We start from the raw sequence: 16,331 nt of genomic DNA on the forward strand, positions 1-16,331 counted from the left end.
TTAGAATGAGTACAATCAGAATTACAAAACAATTCAATTTTGAAACTGGCCATGCACTTTATGGCTACGATGGTAAATGTAAAAATGTTCATGGGCATAGCTATAAACTTTCTGTAACAGTTATTGGCAAACCTATAACTGATACTAAAAACGTAAAGTATGGAATGGTCATTGATTTTTCTGATTTAAAAAAAATTGTAAAAGAAGAAATCGTTGACTTATTTGATCATGCAACAGTCTTTAACAAGAATACACCTCATATAGAATTAGCTGAAGAGTTAAAATCAAGAGGACACCATGTAATCTTAGTAGATTATCAGCCAACAAGTGAAAATATGGTTATTGATTTTGCTTTAAAAATAAAAGCAAGACTTCCAGAAGACATTAAATTGTTTTCATTACGATTACAAGAAACAGAGAGTTCGTATGCCGAATGGTTTCAAAGTGATAACATATAAAAAAAGCCACTCAAATGAGTGGCTTTTTTTATTTAGAAATATTATTTCTTAACAATTAAGAATTCACTTCTTCTGTTTTGCGCATGTTCCTCTTCAGTACATTTTTTACAATCTACTTTTGGTTCAGTTTCACCAAAACCTTGTCCAGAGATTCTCTCTTTATCTATACCTTTTGAAATAATGTATTGAACAGTAGCTTTAGCTCTACGGTCAGATAAATTTAAATTGTACTTATCACCACCTCTACTATCTGTATGAGATTTAGCAAATATTACCATTTCAGGATGCTCATTCATTACATCAACTAAACGATCTAACTCTTCAGCTCCTTGTTTAGTTATATTACTTCTATTAAATTCAAAGAAAATAGGGTTTAGAATAACTTCTGTTTCTGTGATAATAGGCTTGATAGGATCCATTAAAATTTCAATAATTTCTTCTCCACCTTCTGATTTACTCATTGATGCTACAGCGTTTTCAAAACCTGAACGTGAAGCATTAAAGTTATAATCTTTCTCACAAGCTAATCCAAATTTAGCATTACCTTGGTCGTTAGTTGTGTTTGTTGAAACTACATTATTTTGATCATCTAAAACTGACACTAATACTCCTTCAATAACTGTTCCAGTTTTAGAATTTTTAACCAAAACTAAACCATTTACACCGCAAATAGGTGTTGCCATATAAATGTTATCAACACCAGCTCTATTACTAGAGAAAAAAGCTACCTTTTTATCGGTATTGAAAGCAAAAGAGAAATCGTCTTTTTCCGTGTTTACAGGTTCTCCAACATTTAATGGTTCATTATCTTTAGCTAAATCAATTTTAAAAATATCAAAACCTCCGAAACCTTCTCTAGCGTTAGATGCAAAATATAAGACATCTTTATTTGTAATAAAAGGAAAACTTTCATCTCCTTCAGTATTTACTTTATTACCTAAATTTTCAGGCGTGCCATAAGTATCTCCATCTACACTTACTTTATAAATATCTTCACCTCCAATTCCTCCAGGCATATCAGAAGAGAAGTATAATGTTTTACCATCAGCACTTAAAGCAGGGTTTCGTAATGAATACGCCTCATTGTTAAATGGAAGTGGCTTAATGTTTGACCATTTGTCTCCATTTTTTGTCGCTTTATAAAGATATATTTTACCGTATTTTAATCGTTTATCTTTATCTTTTACAAATTCACTTTCGTTAAAACTTTCACTACCAAAGAACATAGTATTTCCATCTGCTGAAATAGCTACTGGACCATCATGCCATTTAGTATTAATCTCAGAAACTAATGTTGGTTCACTCAAAGTACCATCTTCATTATAAATTGCTTTATAAACGTCTAAAAATGGCTCTTCGTTGAAACTAGCATTTTTTCTAGAACCATTTCTAGCACTTGAAAAATATACTTCGTTTGTATTTGACATTACTGCTCCAAAATCAGATTTGTCACTACTAATTGTTGCTGGAGTAATCTCAAATAATTTAGATTGATTTTTTAAATCTTGTAGGTAATTTGGATTACTCTTAAATTCAATTGCTCTTTGGTCTTTAGGAGCTAAAGCAGCAAACTTATTCATTTGCTTATCAGATTCCGTATAATTTCCTTGAGCTTTTAACATTTGAGCATATCTATAGTATGTTTCTGCATCGTTCTTTTGTTCAGCGATCTTACCATACCATTTTACAGCTTCACTTGTGTTAAAAACATTGTAGTAGCATTCTGCCAATTGACTTTCGATATATAAATCATCGTCATTTTCATCTACAATTTTTAAATATGCTTCAGCAGCTTCAACATATTCGTAGCGATCAAATAATTTATCTGCCGCTTTTGTTTTATTGTTTTGTGCGCTTATTAATCCTGAAGCGATTACAAAACTTAAAGTAAAAAATATTTTTTTCATTTCTTTATCGCTTTTAGGTTAGAAAAATCTTGGTGAACTTGAAACCTTCTTAGAGAAGTTAACATCCCACAATAAAATAATCTCGTGTGAAGATGGAGTTGTAACTTTTAAGTCAGAAACAATATGATCATAAGCATAACCTATTCTTAAATTAGGTAAAACAGCATAATTAGCCATTGCACCGAAACTATCATCAAGACGATAAGTTGCTCCTACTTCAAATTTATCATTAAATAAGAAATTAGTCGATAAATCTAAAGATGTAGGCGCACTAAATGCAGACTTCAACATAAAGAAAGGCTTGAATTTAACTTTTTCATTTAAATCAAAAACATATCCTCCAGTAAAGAAATAATGAGAAGTTTCTGAACCAAACTCATATTGATCTCCATTTACTGACAAATCTAAATGTTTAGATTTTAACATATTAGGCACTGAAAATCCAAGGTAATATTTATTTGTATAATAAAACAATCCTGAACCAATGTTAAAGTATGTATTACTGATATTTTCTGAAAATGCTGGATCATCAACATCCGGAACATAACCATTTCCAATTTCGCTGAATAAACCAACTTTATGTAATGTTAGCCCAGTTTTAATACCAAAAGCTAACTTATGCTCTCCTCCTAAACTTAGAGTGTAAGAAAAATCACCGTAAATGTTATTTTCTTCTACAGGCCCAATTTTATCAGAAATAACAGACAAACCCAATCCAACATTTTTCCCAACTGGACTGTGTCCAAAAAAAGTAGCTGTTGTTGGCGCATCTTCAATTTCTACCCATTGTTTTCGGTAAAGTATACCCAAAGATAAACTTTCTTTAGAACCAGCATAAGCTGGATTCATTACACTCATATTATACATATATTGAGTATAATGCGGATCTTGTTGAGCGTAACCTTCAAAAAGGGCTCCTGAGGCTAAAAATATAACTAATAATAGTTTTCTCATTTTTTTTATAATAATTGTTTAAATAACTCCGTCAAAAAAAAACGGAGTTATTTTGTTGTGTCTTTATTATTCTTGTCTGTTTATATAAACCCAACCAGTTTTTGAAGGTTGATCATTAAACTCTAAAACATAAAAATAAGTCCCTGTTGGTAATTCAGAACCAGAATCTGATTGTCCATGCCATTCATCAAGGTAATTAGTTTTAGAATAAACTTTTCTTCCATAACGATTAAAAATTTCTGCCTTTTTAACATTAAACCCTGTTAAATCCCATTCATCATTTTTATCATCACCGTTTGGAGAAATCCCTCTAGGAATTTCACAAACTTTAGTATCTACTTGGAATACTGCTTGAGCATAACACACATCATCTGGTGTAAAAATATAATCAAAAGGTCCTACTGATGTTGTCGTAACAACACTTGGACTCCATGTTCCTGACAATGTATAACCTTCAACTGATATAGTTGGGAAATCAACAATTGAACCTAAACATGCTTCTACACTATTAAATGTTACGATATCTTTAGCAATTATTTCTACATCTAATGTCCCTACAGTAGCACATTGGCCAGGATCTGGAGTAAATGTGTAAACTTGACTACCAATAATAGAGGTGTCAATATTAACCGCATCCCAAGTTCCAGTAAATCCTTCCAAAGAATTCATTGGTAAAGAATTATTTATATCTCCTTGACATAAAGTTATATTATTGAAAGTAGCTGGTGTACCAGCTGTTATTGTAACTTCAAATGTTGAACTTCCAGCATTTAAACAGATTGAATTATCTGCCAAAACTAAATAGGTAACTGTATAAACTCCAGGAGTACTTGCTACTACATTTATTTCACCTGTTACTGAATCAATTACTAAGCCCACAGGCGTAGCAGTATATTCACCTCCAGTTGTAAATCCAGGAGTAGTTGTATCAGGTAAAAGATTTGCACTTCCTTCACAAACAGGAGTATTATAACTAATTGTAGTAATTGGGTCGTTAAAAATAACAGGATTAATTACTATATCTAATGCCTCAGAATAACATCCAGTAGCTGTATCATGTACAACTAGCGTATAAGTTCCAGGTACTACTCCTGTGTAAGTTGTAGTCGTTTGAGTAGTTGATGTAGTACCATCACTCAAAGTATACTCATAATTTGCTGCATATAAAGTGTAAAAACCTACATCACTGTAATCACCAGTTGTAGCTGTTGGGTTACCCCAATCTGTAGCAGTCCAATCTGCAGGATTCCATGTAGTTGATGGAAGAGTTGTACCAGTAGTTATTCTTTGATAGTTGTATCCAATTCCACTTGCAGGTGTAAAGACAGAACCATCAGGAGTACCCCAAACATCTATATCAACGTTAGATAGATTTGATAAAGCAATTCTATCGTTATTATTAACTCCTGTACATGTTGTAAATGCTAAGTCAGCTACAATACCACCTTCATCTGCACTTGAACTTAATTTTACAACAAGTACATCATCATTTACTAAAACACCACTTAAAGGTAAATCACACGATAATGTAGTACCATTTGTTGTAACTCTAATTTTATAATTACTTAAATCAACATCTGATCCAGTTCCATTGTAAATTTCAACATATGTTAAAGATCCTGGTTGAGCATCAGTAATTTCAGATATAAATAAATCACCAGGGAAATTAACTTGTGATATTAAAGGTGAAGTAACTTCTACTGTACCTGTAGTAACTGAACAAGTTGGCTGAGTTATATTGGCTGTAGGCACAGGAACAACAACTATTGCAACATTTGCAACTTCGCCTAAAATTGTGTTAACACATCCAGTTGTCGGATTAGTCACATCAACTAATGTAACTTGAACATCAACATTAGAAGTAACATTTAAAGTATAACTTCCAGTTGCATCTAAAGTTATTGGTGAACCCGGTGCTCCTGTAAATGATACAATAGCTCCAGGTGTTCCAGTAATTGTAAATACTGCATCTGAACCAATACATGCGAATGTACTTGGAGCAGAAATAGTTGCAGTTGGCAATGGATTAACAATTACTGAAGAAGTGTTATTAACCACTATATTACAAACTGAATTATAAATATTCAATAACGCTAAATCAACGGTACCAGGTGCAGGGTTTGTCACTGTTACAGTAGCAAATCCTGAAGCATCTAAAGTTACCGCAGGCATTGGTGTACCATTAATAGTGTAATCTACATCAAAGTTTGGTGTACCTTCAATTACAAATACTGCATCATTTCCAAAACAAATAGGTGAATTATTTGTCACATTTGTTATAGACGGTGAAAAATCAGTAATAATAATTGGAGTAGCTTCAAAAATTGAACATCCATTAATTACAAAATCAAAATTATCATAAGTTCCTGCGTCTAAACCTGTAATTATAATTTGTCCATTAAAATCAGCTTGATAATCAACTGGACCAACAGGGATAGTATCGTCATTATACGTTAATGTATAAACATCTCCAGGATTAAATCCAGAAACAATTATAGTACCATTAGAACTTCCACACTCTTCATTTGTTTGTGTAAATGTAATTGCACTTTGGATTGTGAAATTTGAAATAAAATTATTTCCACCATTATTAACTAGGATTGTATCATCACATTGATTAGGAGCGTCATTATCTCCATTTACATCATAATAAACTTCCAAGATATAATCACCCGGAACAAAAGTTGTTAAATCAATAGCTTGAGATGAATTACCCCAAATTTGATCACCAGGAACACATGGAGCTCCTGAAGTAAAAGTTCCTGCTCCACAATCTTCTAAAAAAGTTAAAGGTATAGCAGTAAATGCACTAGGAACTGAAGAAACTTCATAAACTCTATAATACATGTTTGCTCCGCATACATTAGAAGTAGCATTTTTAAAGGTTTTAATTGCAGCACCTTGTAACATAAAGTTACCTGAATTTTGTACATAAGTACCAAAATCATTACCGCTAAAACTATTTGTAGCAGCTCCGAAAGCATTTGTTGAAGAACCAGTAGTATTAAAATATTCTCCTGGATCTGTTGTTTCGCAATTATCTACATAAACTGCAGAAGCAAAAGCGTTAAAAGTACATGTAGATAATATTTCTACCTGCATTGTTATTGCTGGTGAACATGGGAATGCAACAGGATCTGGTGTAAAAATATAATCATAAACACCTGCAGTTGAAGCATCTACCTCAGTTACTGGATTACCACCTAAAGTCCATGAACCAGTAATACCATTAGAATCAGTAGTATCTAATGTCACGTTTGGAGATCCAGAACATAATGGTCCTGGATTTGAGAAAGAAGGTGTTGTATTATCTAAAACTGTAACTTCTATAAAGTCAGCTGTTGCACATAATGAATTAGTATCAGTTGTTTGAACATTGATGATGTAAACTCCCGGTGCCGGTGGAGTAAATACCACAGAAGGACCTGTTGTTGTATCTAATCCAGTTGCTGGATCCCAGTTGTAAACTCCATTACCACCAGTAACATCAATAGTTAAAGTATCATCAATACATATCGTTTGGTCTTCTTGAGTGATAGTTACGTCTGTTGTAAATGAACCTCCAGAAGTTACTGTAACTGAATAGTCACAAATTGCACCTGCAAAACCATCAATCATTAAAAAATAAGTTTGTCCAGGCACTAAACCATTAAAAGTTAGAGCATTTGTTCCTGGATTCATAGGTGAATTACATCCTATTGAAGTAACAGCTCCACCACATGAACCAGAGAATATCATAAATTGTATACCTGAACCATTAGTACAGTTTCCAACTTCAACATTCATTGAAATTGAAGTTGAAGCGGCTTCAAATGTCAAGAATGAGTTATTTTCAATAGACCCACAGAATGCAGTATCTAAAGCTGGCCAAGAAGCATCAGTATAGGTTCCTGATGTATTTCCACAATATCCGTCTAGTGAACATACTGGTGTTGCATCAACACAAACATCCGAAGCAGGTGCAGAACCACCACAACCAGGGAATAAAGTATTAAATGAGAAAGGACCTCCCCAATAACTTACTCCATCAGCTGCGCCACAATCAGATAAAACATAAAATTCATATGTTGAATTTGGGTTTAAACCAGTAACAGTAAATGGGTTTGTTGTAGCATTAAATAAAATTGTAGAAGCTGTTGGTGGATAACCAGAACCCGCAGGTTGTACTGCAATTTGCCAACCCGTAGCTGGTGGTGTATTAGTATCTGTCCAACTTAAAGTCGCTCCATCAGAAGTGATACTACTTACAGACAATCCTGTTGGCATACTACATGTTGGTGGCGGACCACATACAACATTAGCAGTCCAACCAGGATTATTAACTGATCCATCACTTCTAAATCTGAAAGTCAAACATCCTGAAGGATGAGTTGAAACAAACGGACCAGGAATTGTAGTTCCCCAGAAACTTCCAGGAACACCACCAGGAACATTTCCAGCCCCATTACCACTAGCTATTTGAGGTGCAGTAATATCTGGACCATCAAAAACATATAAACCATCCCAGTTTGCCTCAGTATTAAAAGTATTAAAAAATACTGTTACAGCATCACCTGGAGTATCTGGACAAATAGTCCATGTGATATCTTCACCATTTGAATAGTTTGCTCCAGCTCCTCCAGAATCAGTAAAAATATCACCTCCACAGTAGTTTTTTGAAGTTGTGAAAAGTGTCGGACCTTCATAAAAACTTGGATCAGGTGTGCCAGATGCATCACATATTGCACTTATAAAAACTTCATATTGAGTATCTGAATTTAAACCAGAAAAAGAATAACTTGTTGAAGAAACAGTTGTATTTATAATTTCAGCACCAGATGGCGGATATCCTGACCCAGCCGGCTGAATTATAACTTGCCATTGTGTGGCAGGAACTGCTACTCCACCTGTGTTATCTGACCATGTAATTGTTCCTGAAGAAGTATTAACTCCTGAAATTAGAACATTACTTGGCTGTGGACATGTAGGCGGTGTACAAGCAGCAACACCAGAAAATATAGTTGTACCTGCCTGGCTACCACTACCTGAAGGCATAGTAAATATTGTTGCACCAAGTGGATCAACTATTGAAACACCTACCTCATTAGGGAATGTTCCTCCAGTAGTCCATACTAAATCAAATGGTTGACTACTACACAAAGGAACAGTAACAGTAATTGGACCACTTCCTCCAGTAAAAGTTGATCCTATTGTAGCAACAGGAACCCCAAATTGAGATATAGTCATAGAGGCCCCATTCCATCCATCTCCAAAACTATCTGTCATTACAAAATCAAAATCACATTGCTGTGTAATTGCACAGACTGCTGTTGTAAATGTTTCAGGACCAGCCCAAATTCCATAATTATCGTTAGGACAAATTGGTCTTACATAAAAATCATAAGTAGTAGCCGCTACTAAACCTCCTAAATTAAAAGGATTTGTATTAACAGGAGTTACTAATGTTCCTGTACCAGGTGTAAATCCAGTAGGACCCCATTCAATTTCCCACTGTGTAGCACCACTTGGATTATCCCAGTTTAAGTCAACTGAAGTATCGTTTACACTAGTAACAAATAAATTTGTAGACTCCAAACATCTCTGATCAACGTAAACATTGTCAACCAACCAACGATTACCATTGTCATTTGTCATAACAAATGCCAAGTAAACATTTTGTCCTGTGTAAGCAGATAAATCTATAACTTTCTGCTCATAAAACGGAGCTGTTTGATTGGTATTAATATTAGAGTCATCCCATGTTTGCAAAACTGTAAAGTCTGCTGGATTAGTTTGAGAAACAGTCGCAATCCTAACAGTATATTGCGTACCATTATTTGTTCCTACTGCTTTTCTAGTTTGAAACCTTAATTGTCCGTCAGTTGGAACTAAAACTTGAGGAGTAACTAACCAATCTTCTGCAAAAGTTCCATCTGTTACATTCTCACGAATTACATAAGCAGAACCAAGCGAAGCATTGTAAGTTAAACTCGAAATGGTTGTTCGTTGCCAACTTTGAACAGTACCAATTCCGTTGTCAAACTCAACCCATCCTGTCGGTGGAAAGGTGGGGTTTTCAAAATCTTCTGCCAATTGAGAAAATCCTAAAAACGAGAAAAACAACATAATTAGAAGTAAAAATTTTTTCATCAGTGTTGTTATTAATAAGTTATGGTTTGATTAATTTTTCAAAGATAATAATTTAATTTGCTAGACATACATCAATCGTTCAATTGTAACATTTCTCCGACAAAATGTTATTTTTGACTTTACAAATAATTATTACATTTGTAACAACAAATAATTTTAATAAAATTCCTTTTGAAAATATATTTTGCCTCTGACCAACATTTTGGTGCTCCAACTTCAGAATTGAGTTTTCCTCGGGAGCAAAAATTCGTTCAATGGTTGGATGAAATTAAAAAAGATGCAGATGTAATCTTTCTATTAGGGGATTTATTTGATTTTTGGTTTGAATACAAAACAGTTGTACCTAAAGGTTTTGTTAGAGTACTTGGAAAATTAGCTGAAATAAGGGATTCTGGAACTCCAATCTATTTTTTTGTGGGCAATCATGATTTGTGGATGCACGATTATTTTGAAAAGGAATTGAATATTCCTGTTTATCACGATAACAAAGAATTTACTTTTAATGGCAAAACATTCTTAATTGGCCATGGAGACGGAAAAGGCCCCGGCGACAAAGGCTACAAAAGAATGAAAAAAGTCTTTACCAATCCTTTTTCAAAATGCTTGTTCCGATGGTTACATCCCGATTTAGGTGTTAAATTAGCACAATATCTTTCTGTTAAAAATAAATTGATTTCTGGTGAAGAAGATGTTAAATTTTTAGGGGAAGAAAATGAATGGCTAGTTCAATATGCAAAACGAAAATTAGAAACTAAGCATTATGATTATTTTGTTTTTGGTCATAGACATTTACCTATGATTATTGATGTTTCTGAGAAATCAAAATATGTAAATCTTGGCGATTGGATTGGCTATTTTACTTACGGAGTTTTCGATGGTGAAAAATTCGAGTTAAAAGAATTCAAAGATTAATCCTCTTTACTTAATTCTTCCAAATCTTTTTCTAAATCTAATTGTCTAAACGAAGGCGAAACAATAGCAGTTCCAAAAACTGTTGCAATAGTCATACAACCACCAAAAACAACTGCCGGAACAACTCCCATCAATTTTGCCGTCAATCCGCTTTCAAAAGCGCCTAATTCATTAGAAGACCCAACAAATATTGAATTAACGGATGAAACGCGACCTCGCATATTATCTGGTGTGTGCAATTGCAATATAGTGCTTCTAATAACAACTGATACACCATCGGCTACACCACTTAAAAATAGTGCAACTACTGAAACCCAAAAAATGGTTGACAATCCGAAAACAATTATACATGCTCCAAATATAAAGATGGCTATTAAAAGTTTTTTTCCAGCGTTTCTTGTTAAAGAAATATGAGCTGCGGCTAGCATAGTTATTATTGAACCAACTGCTGGTGCAGCACGTAAAATTCCAAAACCTTCTGAACCTACTTTTAAAATATCTTGAGCAAAAATTGGTAATAAAGCAACAGCACCACCAAATAAAACCGCAAACATATCTAAAGATATAGCTCCTAAAATTGTTTTATTATTGAAAACAAATTTTACACCTTCTTTTAAACTTTGCATTATTGGCTCACCAATCTTAGGGTTTAAAATTGGCTTCTTTTCTATTTTAATTAACCAAAGTAATGCTATTAACGTACAAGCAAATACAAAACACATAGACCAGTGTACGCCAATCCAACTGATTAAAAATCCAGCCGAGGCAGGACCAAACATGGATGCTAATTGCCACGTTGAACTACTCCAAGTGGCTGCGTTAGGATAATCTTTCTTTGGCACAATTAGGGCTAATAATGAAAAGACAGTTGGACTAATGAATGATCGTACAATTCCACCCAGAAAAACCAATCCATAAATAGTAAAAAGAATTGTATTTTTAGACAATGAAGCAACTAAACTTGGCACAGTAATTAGAAACAAACCTAAACTAATTACTGAAAAACCTAACATAATTTTTAACAGCAAGCCTTTCTTTTCATTTTGATCCACAATATGTCCTGCAAAAAGCGACATTGCAACTGCTGGAATAATTTCCATTAAGCCAATAATCCCTAATGAAAGTGGATTTTTAGTTAAACTATACACTTCCCATTCGATGATTACAAATTGCATTGACCAAGCGAAAACTAATGCGAATCGCATAGCAAGAAAAAAACGAAATTCTTTAAAACGAAGTGCTGCGTAAGGATCTTTCTTAGTCATTCAAAGATTTAATGTCACGTAATTGCAATTGCAAAGTTACAACATCTCGCCATTCATTTTCTTCAATTGAAACGATAGCATCAAATTTTGAGAAATTTTTAACTATGTCTATTTTATTTCCTAAACCAAAACCAATTGCACCAAAAGAATCCGAATCATTTTGCTTTACATACGCTTTTAGATGTTCTCCCTCTGAACCTAAGGTTTTAGCATAACCAGAATCAGTTAAATCTTTTACTAAAAAAAGCGGTGTCATATTTTGTGGACCATATGGCTCAAATTGTTTTAAAATTCGAACTAATTTCGGATTAATGTCGGTTAATTGAATTTCTGCATCGAATTCTATCTCTGGAGTTTGCAAATCGGGATGCAAAGTTTGTTGGACTACTTCTTCAAAAGCTTGTTTGAAATTTTGATAATTTTCTTCCAAAAGTGTCATTCCAGCCGCATACATATGTCCGCCAAATTGTTCCAAATGTTCTGAACACGCTTCTAAGGCATTATAAATATCAAAATCTTTTACCGATCGAGCCGAAGCTGACAATTTATCGCCACTTTTTGTAAAAACAATCGTTGGACGATAATAATTTTCAACTAAGCGAGAAGCTACAATTCCAATTACGCCTTTGTGCCAATTTTCATTATAAACTACAGTTGAAAAAGACTTTTCTTCTTGATTTTCTTGTATTTGAAGTAAGGCTTCTTTAGTGATTTGTTTATCCAAATCTTTCCTGTCCGAATTGAATTGTTCAATTTCTTTCGCCACTTCTTCCGCTTGTTCCAAATTAAATTCGGTTAACAAGCGAACCGCATAATCACCATGATGAATTCTTCCCGCCGCATTAATTCGTGGTGCAACAGTAAAAACAACATCAGTAATCGTTAATTCCTTCTTTTTTACATTTTGGATGAGTGCTTTTATTCCTGCTCTTGGATTTGAATTGATAACTTCTAAACCAAATTTTGCCAACACTCTATTTTCTCCAGTAATTGGAACTATATCCGCAGCAATTGCTGTTGCTACTAAATCTAAATACGGAACTAAATTTTCAATAGTTTGATTTCTATTTTTCCCTAACGCTTGAATCAGTTTGAATCCGACACCACAACCGCATAATTCATCATAAGGATAGGAACAATCTTCTCTTTTTGGATCTAAAATAGCTACAGCATCGGGTAAAAATTCTCCTGGACGATGGTGATCACAAATGATAAAATCGATTCCTTTTTCCTTCGCATACTTTACATGGTCAATCGATTTAATTCCGCAATCTAAAGCAATGATTAGCGAAAATCCATTGTCGTCAGCAAAATCAATCCCTTTGTAGGAAACTCCGTAACCTTCAGCATATCTATCCGGAATATATGTTGCAATATTTGGTGTAATGGTTTTTAAATAAGAAGAAACAAGTGAAACAGCAGTGGTTCCGTCGACATCATAATCACCAAAAACTAAAATTCGTTCGTTATTGGTAATTGCCAATTCGATACGATTTACCGCTTTATCCATATCCATCATCAAATACGGATCGTATAAATCTTCTAAGGTAGGACGGAAAAATTGTTTAGCTTGTTCAAAGGTTTCAATTCCTCTTTGAACTAATAAAGTAGCGACGATTTCATCTACTTGAAGTGCATTTTGTAAGGCTTGTACTTTTTCTTTTTGAGGCTTCGATTTTAAATTCCAACGCATAATTAATTACGAATTATGATTTTACAATATTTTATTTTGGCTTATACAAATGCAAATGTATATAGAAAAACTTTAAATTGATTAATCTTTTTAACCTTCAGTCTAATTTAGTTACTTTTGAATTTACAAATTCAAGAAAATGCAAATTCAAGGACAAATTGTTGACATACAAAATAAACGAATTTTTTCAGGTGAAATTACTGTTGAAAACGGTAAAATAAAATCGATTATAGAAAAGGAACATGATGTACATCATTACATCATGCCTGGTTTTATTGATGCGCACATTCACATTGAAAGTTCGATGTTAGTCCCTTCTGAATTTGCAAAATTGGCGGTTTTACACGGAACAGTTGGAACGATTTCCGATCCACATGAAATTGCGAATGTTTTAGGAAAAGACGGTGTGTATTACATGATTGAAAACAGTAAAAAAGTGCCGTTGAAATTTCATTTTGGAGCGCCTTCGTGTGTACCGGCAACTTCTTTTGAAACAGCAGGAGCTGTTATCGATTCTGAAGGAATTAAAGAACTTTTGGCTACGCCAGATATTCACTATTTAGCGGAAATGATGAATTATCCTGGTGTTTTGTTTGACGATGAAGAAGTAATGAAGAAAATTGCTTGGGCTAAACATTTTAACAAACCTATTGACGGTCACGCCCCTGGTTTAAGAGGCGATGCGGTGAAAAAATATATTTCTGCTGGAATTACAACCGATCATGAGTGTTTTACTTATGAAGAAGCAGCCGAAAAATTATCTTTAGGCATGAAAGTCATCATTCGTGAAGGTAGTGCTGCAAAGAATTTTGAAGCCTTAATTGATTTATTGCCTGAACATTTTGAAAATATGATGTTTTGTTCGGATGATAAGCATCCTGATGATTTAATTATTAGTCATATTAACACGCTTTGTGCTCGAGCGGTTGCCAAAGGAATGGATGTTTTTAAAGTGTTGCAAGCCGCTTGTATCAATCCGGTACATCATTATAATATGAATGTTGGAATTTTACACGAAGGCGATTTTGCCGATTTTATTATTGTAGAAGATTTAGTCGATTTTAAAGTCCAACAAACGTACATTAATGGTGAATTAGTTGCCGAAAATGGGTTTTCAAAAGTTACACAAGTTGACTTTGAAACACCAAATAATTTCAACACTTCTTTCAAGAATACTGAAGATTTTGAAGTTAAAAGCTCAGCTTCTAAAATTAGAGTAATTGAAGCTTTAGAAGGACAATTGATTACGAATGAAATTCATCACACATCTTTAGTTCAAGATGGAAATTTGGTTTCCAATACTAATGATGATATTTTAAAAATGACGGTTGTGAATCGCTATCAAGAGGCACAACCTGCAATTGCTTTTATTAAAAATTTCGGATTAAAAAAAGGCGCCATTGCGAGTTCAGTAGCGCACGATTGTCATAATATTGTTGCGGTTGGGACTTCGGATGAAGAAATTTGCAAAGCAGTTAATTTATTAATCGAAAACAAAGGAGGCGTTTGTGCCGTAAATGGTGCCGAACAAAAAGTTTTACCCCTTCCTGTAGCAGGAATTATGAGTGATAAAGACGGCTGGACTGCTGGAAAATTGTATCAAGAAATAGATGAAATGGCAAAAGAACTAGGAAGCAATTTAAAAGCGCCATTTATGACACTTTCGTTTATGGCTTTATTAGTAATTCCCGATTTAAAACTTTCTGATAAAGGATTGTTTAGTGGGAATACTTTTTCTTTTGTAGATTTAGAAATGGAATAAATGAAAAAAATTTCTATTCTTATTTTTTTGATTTTTGCCATCCTTTGCAACTGTAAATCGAGCAAAGAAAATATATATTATCTATTTCCTACTAAAATGAAAAAAATCACTTCTAAAGAAATAGATACTTTCTATAATAAGACTTTTTATGTTCAAGGCAGCACTTTTGATGACAAAAATTTAAAAAAAATAAAATTCGATTCTATAAACTTTAAAAAAGATGGAAGTATTTATTCTTTTAACAACAAAGTTGGGACTTGGAAAAAAGATAGAACAATTTATTTATCAAATTACAAAAGAAAGTTCTTTTTCAACCATATATCAAATAATACTTTAAGAATTAATTCTAGATATTCTAGTAAAAAAGATACTCTTATAAAACAAATAAAAATTATATTGGTAAATAAAGAATTTAAAAAAGATAGTGTAGCTACTTTTATTGACTTTTAATAAAGTGAAGTATTTGTATTGTACTATTCTTTATGAAATAAAACCTTAATGTCAATTTTCGCAAACTGACGGAACATTTCCATTACACCACAATATTTTTCTACTGATAAATCTACGGCGCGTTGCAATTTGGCTTCGTTTAAATTATTTCCGTAAAAATGATATTCTACAGTAACAGCGTCATACACTTTTGGATGTTCTTCGGTTAAATTGGCAATGGTTTCAATTTTGAAATCGGTTACTTCCAACTTCATTTTCTCGATTAAAGAAGCTACATCTAAACCGGAACAACCTGCTAAAGCTGACAACATCATCGCTTTTGGACGCAAACCAGCACCTTCGCCACCATGCTCTGCCGCAGCATTTATTAAAAATGTTTCTCCACTTGGGTTAGTAGATTCAAATTGCATTTTGCCTTTCCAAGTTGTGGTTACTTCGTGTGTTGCCATGATATTTTTTAATTTTTTACAAATTTAATTGATAAAAATTGAAACAAAAATGATTGTTTCTGGTTTTAATTATAGTTAGTTAATTATTAATATAAAAAACAATTTAAAATGGTAAAAATTATTGATAAAGTAAAATTACTTGAAGTAAACGAAGATGATTTGTTAAATGAAATTATAAATGAAAGTTTTATTGGTTTAAAGAAACTTTTAAAAGCTGAAATTTCAAAAATTGACTCTAACGGAATTATTATAATTGAAGGGACACCTGAAAATTATGATTTTAAAATAAAATCAGAAGATGAAAGTTCTATTTTCACTATAGAGACAATCATTAATAGATTGATTGATTAAT

At 33.2% G+C, this 16,331-nt stretch carries 11 protein-coding genes; 5 read left to right on the plus strand and 6 right to left on the minus strand.

All coding sequences use genetic code 11. The features are described 5' to 3' along the window. The first annotated feature begins 5 nt into the window (after nt 1-5). Nucleotides 6-458, plus strand: a complete 453-nt coding sequence (locus tag KK2020170_RS02310) for a 6-pyruvoyl trahydropterin synthase family protein (RefSeq protein WP_221259197.1) — start codon at nt 6-8, stop codon at nt 456-458. A gap of 41 nt (nt 459-499) precedes the next feature. Here KK2020170_RS02310 and KK2020170_RS02315 read toward each other — a convergent pair whose 3' ends face one another. From KK2020170_RS02315 to KK2020170_RS02325, 3 genes are all read right to left on the minus strand, one after another. Beyond that, on the minus strand, nt 500-2,365 hold the full coding sequence (locus KK2020170_RS02315) for an OmpA family protein (protein ID WP_221259198.1): 1,866 nt from the start codon (nt 2,363-2,365) through the stop codon (nt 500-502). Between the two features lie 18 nt (nt 2,366-2,383). Then, a complete protein-coding gene (locus KK2020170_RS02320; protein ID WP_221259199.1) occupies nt 2,384-3,319 on the minus strand; it encodes a PorP/SprF family type IX secretion system membrane protein in 936 nt (311 codons plus the stop codon). Nucleotides 3,320-3,385: 66 nt separating this feature from the next. Beyond that, a complete protein-coding gene (locus tag KK2020170_RS02325) occupies nt 3,386-9,448 on the minus strand; it encodes a fibronectin type III domain-containing protein (protein WP_221259200.1) in 6,063 nt (2,020 codons plus the stop codon). A gap of 171 nt (nt 9,449-9,619) precedes the next feature. Between KK2020170_RS02325 and KK2020170_RS02330 the strand changes: the two genes are divergently transcribed. Continuing rightward, complete coding sequence (locus KK2020170_RS02330; protein ID WP_255567334.1) at nt 9,620-10,360, plus strand: UDP-2,3-diacylglucosamine diphosphatase; 741 nt, start codon at nt 9,620-9,622, stop codon at nt 10,358-10,360. Here the strand turns inward: KK2020170_RS02330 and KK2020170_RS02335 are convergent. Next, nucleotides 10,357-11,625, minus strand: a complete 1,269-nt coding sequence (locus tag KK2020170_RS02335; protein ID WP_221259201.1) for an MFS transporter — start codon at nt 11,623-11,625, stop codon at nt 10,357-10,359. The two genes, KK2020170_RS02330 and KK2020170_RS02335, sit on opposite strands and share 4 nt — an antisense overlap. Beyond that, complete coding sequence (recJ, locus tag KK2020170_RS02340; RefSeq protein WP_221259202.1) at nt 11,618-13,318, minus strand: single-stranded-DNA-specific exonuclease RecJ; 1,701 nt, start codon at nt 13,316-13,318, stop codon at nt 11,618-11,620. The genes KK2020170_RS02335 and recJ overlap by 8 nt, the downstream gene beginning before the upstream one ends. A gap of 139 nt (nt 13,319-13,457) precedes the next feature. Between recJ and ade the strand changes: the two genes are divergently transcribed. Together ade and KK2020170_RS02350 are read left to right on the plus strand one after the other, a co-directional pair. Next, nucleotides 13,458-15,080, plus strand: coding sequence for an adenine deaminase (ade, locus tag KK2020170_RS02345; RefSeq protein WP_221259203.1), 1,623 nt, complete (start codon nt 13,458-13,460; stop codon nt 15,078-15,080). Between the two features lie 96 nt (nt 15,081-15,176). Next, nucleotides 15,177-15,530 carry a hypothetical protein gene (locus KK2020170_RS02350; RefSeq protein ID WP_221259204.1) on the plus strand — a complete coding sequence of 118 codons (354 nt, stop codon included), beginning with the start codon at nt 15,177-15,179 and terminating at the stop codon, nt 15,528-15,530. A 23-nt stretch (nt 15,531-15,553) separates the two neighbouring features. Here KK2020170_RS02350 and KK2020170_RS02355 read toward each other — a convergent pair whose 3' ends face one another. After that, nucleotides 15,554-15,979: an OsmC family protein gene (locus KK2020170_RS02355; protein ID WP_221259205.1), complete on the minus strand. Its 426-nt coding sequence runs from the start codon at nt 15,977-15,979 to the stop codon at nt 15,554-15,556. Between the two features lie 108 nt (nt 15,980-16,087). Between KK2020170_RS02355 and KK2020170_RS02360 the strand changes: the two genes are divergently transcribed. After that, the gene (locus tag KK2020170_RS02360; protein WP_221259206.1) at nt 16,088-16,330 is read left to right on the plus strand and encodes a hypothetical protein; all 243 of its coding nucleotides are present in this window, start codon (nt 16,088-16,090) and stop codon (nt 16,328-16,330) included. Nucleotide 16,331 lies beyond the last annotated feature (1 nt).

The organism is Flavobacterium okayamense, from assembly GCF_019702945.1.
Lineage (GTDB): Bacteria > Bacteroidota > Bacteroidia > Flavobacteriales > Flavobacteriaceae > Flavobacterium > Flavobacterium okayamense.

Coding starts and splice junctions, on each gene's coding strand:
- KK2020170_RS02310 (WP_221259197.1), top strand. CDS start 6: ATGAGTACAATCAGAATTACAAAACAATTCAATTTTGAAACTGGCCAT.
- KK2020170_RS02315 (WP_221259198.1), bottom strand. CDS start 2,365: ATGAAAAAAATATTTTTTACTTTAAGTTTTGTAATCGCTTCAGGATTA.
- KK2020170_RS02320 (WP_221259199.1), bottom strand. CDS start 3,319: ATGAGAAAACTATTATTAGTTATATTTTTAGCCTCAGGAGCCCTTTTT.
- KK2020170_RS02325 (WP_221259200.1), bottom strand. CDS start 9,448: ATGAAAAAATTTTTACTTCTAATTATGTTGTTTTTCTCGTTTTTAGGA.
- KK2020170_RS02335 (WP_221259201.1), bottom strand. CDS start 11,625: ATGACTAAGAAAGATCCTTACGCAGCACTTCGTTTTAAAGAATTTCGT.
- recJ (WP_221259202.1), bottom strand. CDS start 13,318: ATGCGTTGGAATTTAAAATCGAAGCCTCAAAAAGAAAAAGTACAAGCC.
- ade (WP_221259203.1), top strand. CDS start 13,458: ATGCAAATTCAAGGACAAATTGTTGACATACAAAATAAACGAATTTTT.
- KK2020170_RS02350 (WP_221259204.1), top strand. CDS start 15,177: ATGAAAAAAATCACTTCTAAAGAAATAGATACTTTCTATAATAAGACT.
- KK2020170_RS02355 (WP_221259205.1), bottom strand. CDS start 15,979: ATGGCAACACACGAAGTAACCACAACTTGGAAAGGCAAAATGCAATTT.
- KK2020170_RS02360 (WP_221259206.1), top strand. CDS start 16,088: ATGGTAAAAATTATTGATAAAGTAAAATTACTTGAAGTAAACGAAGAT.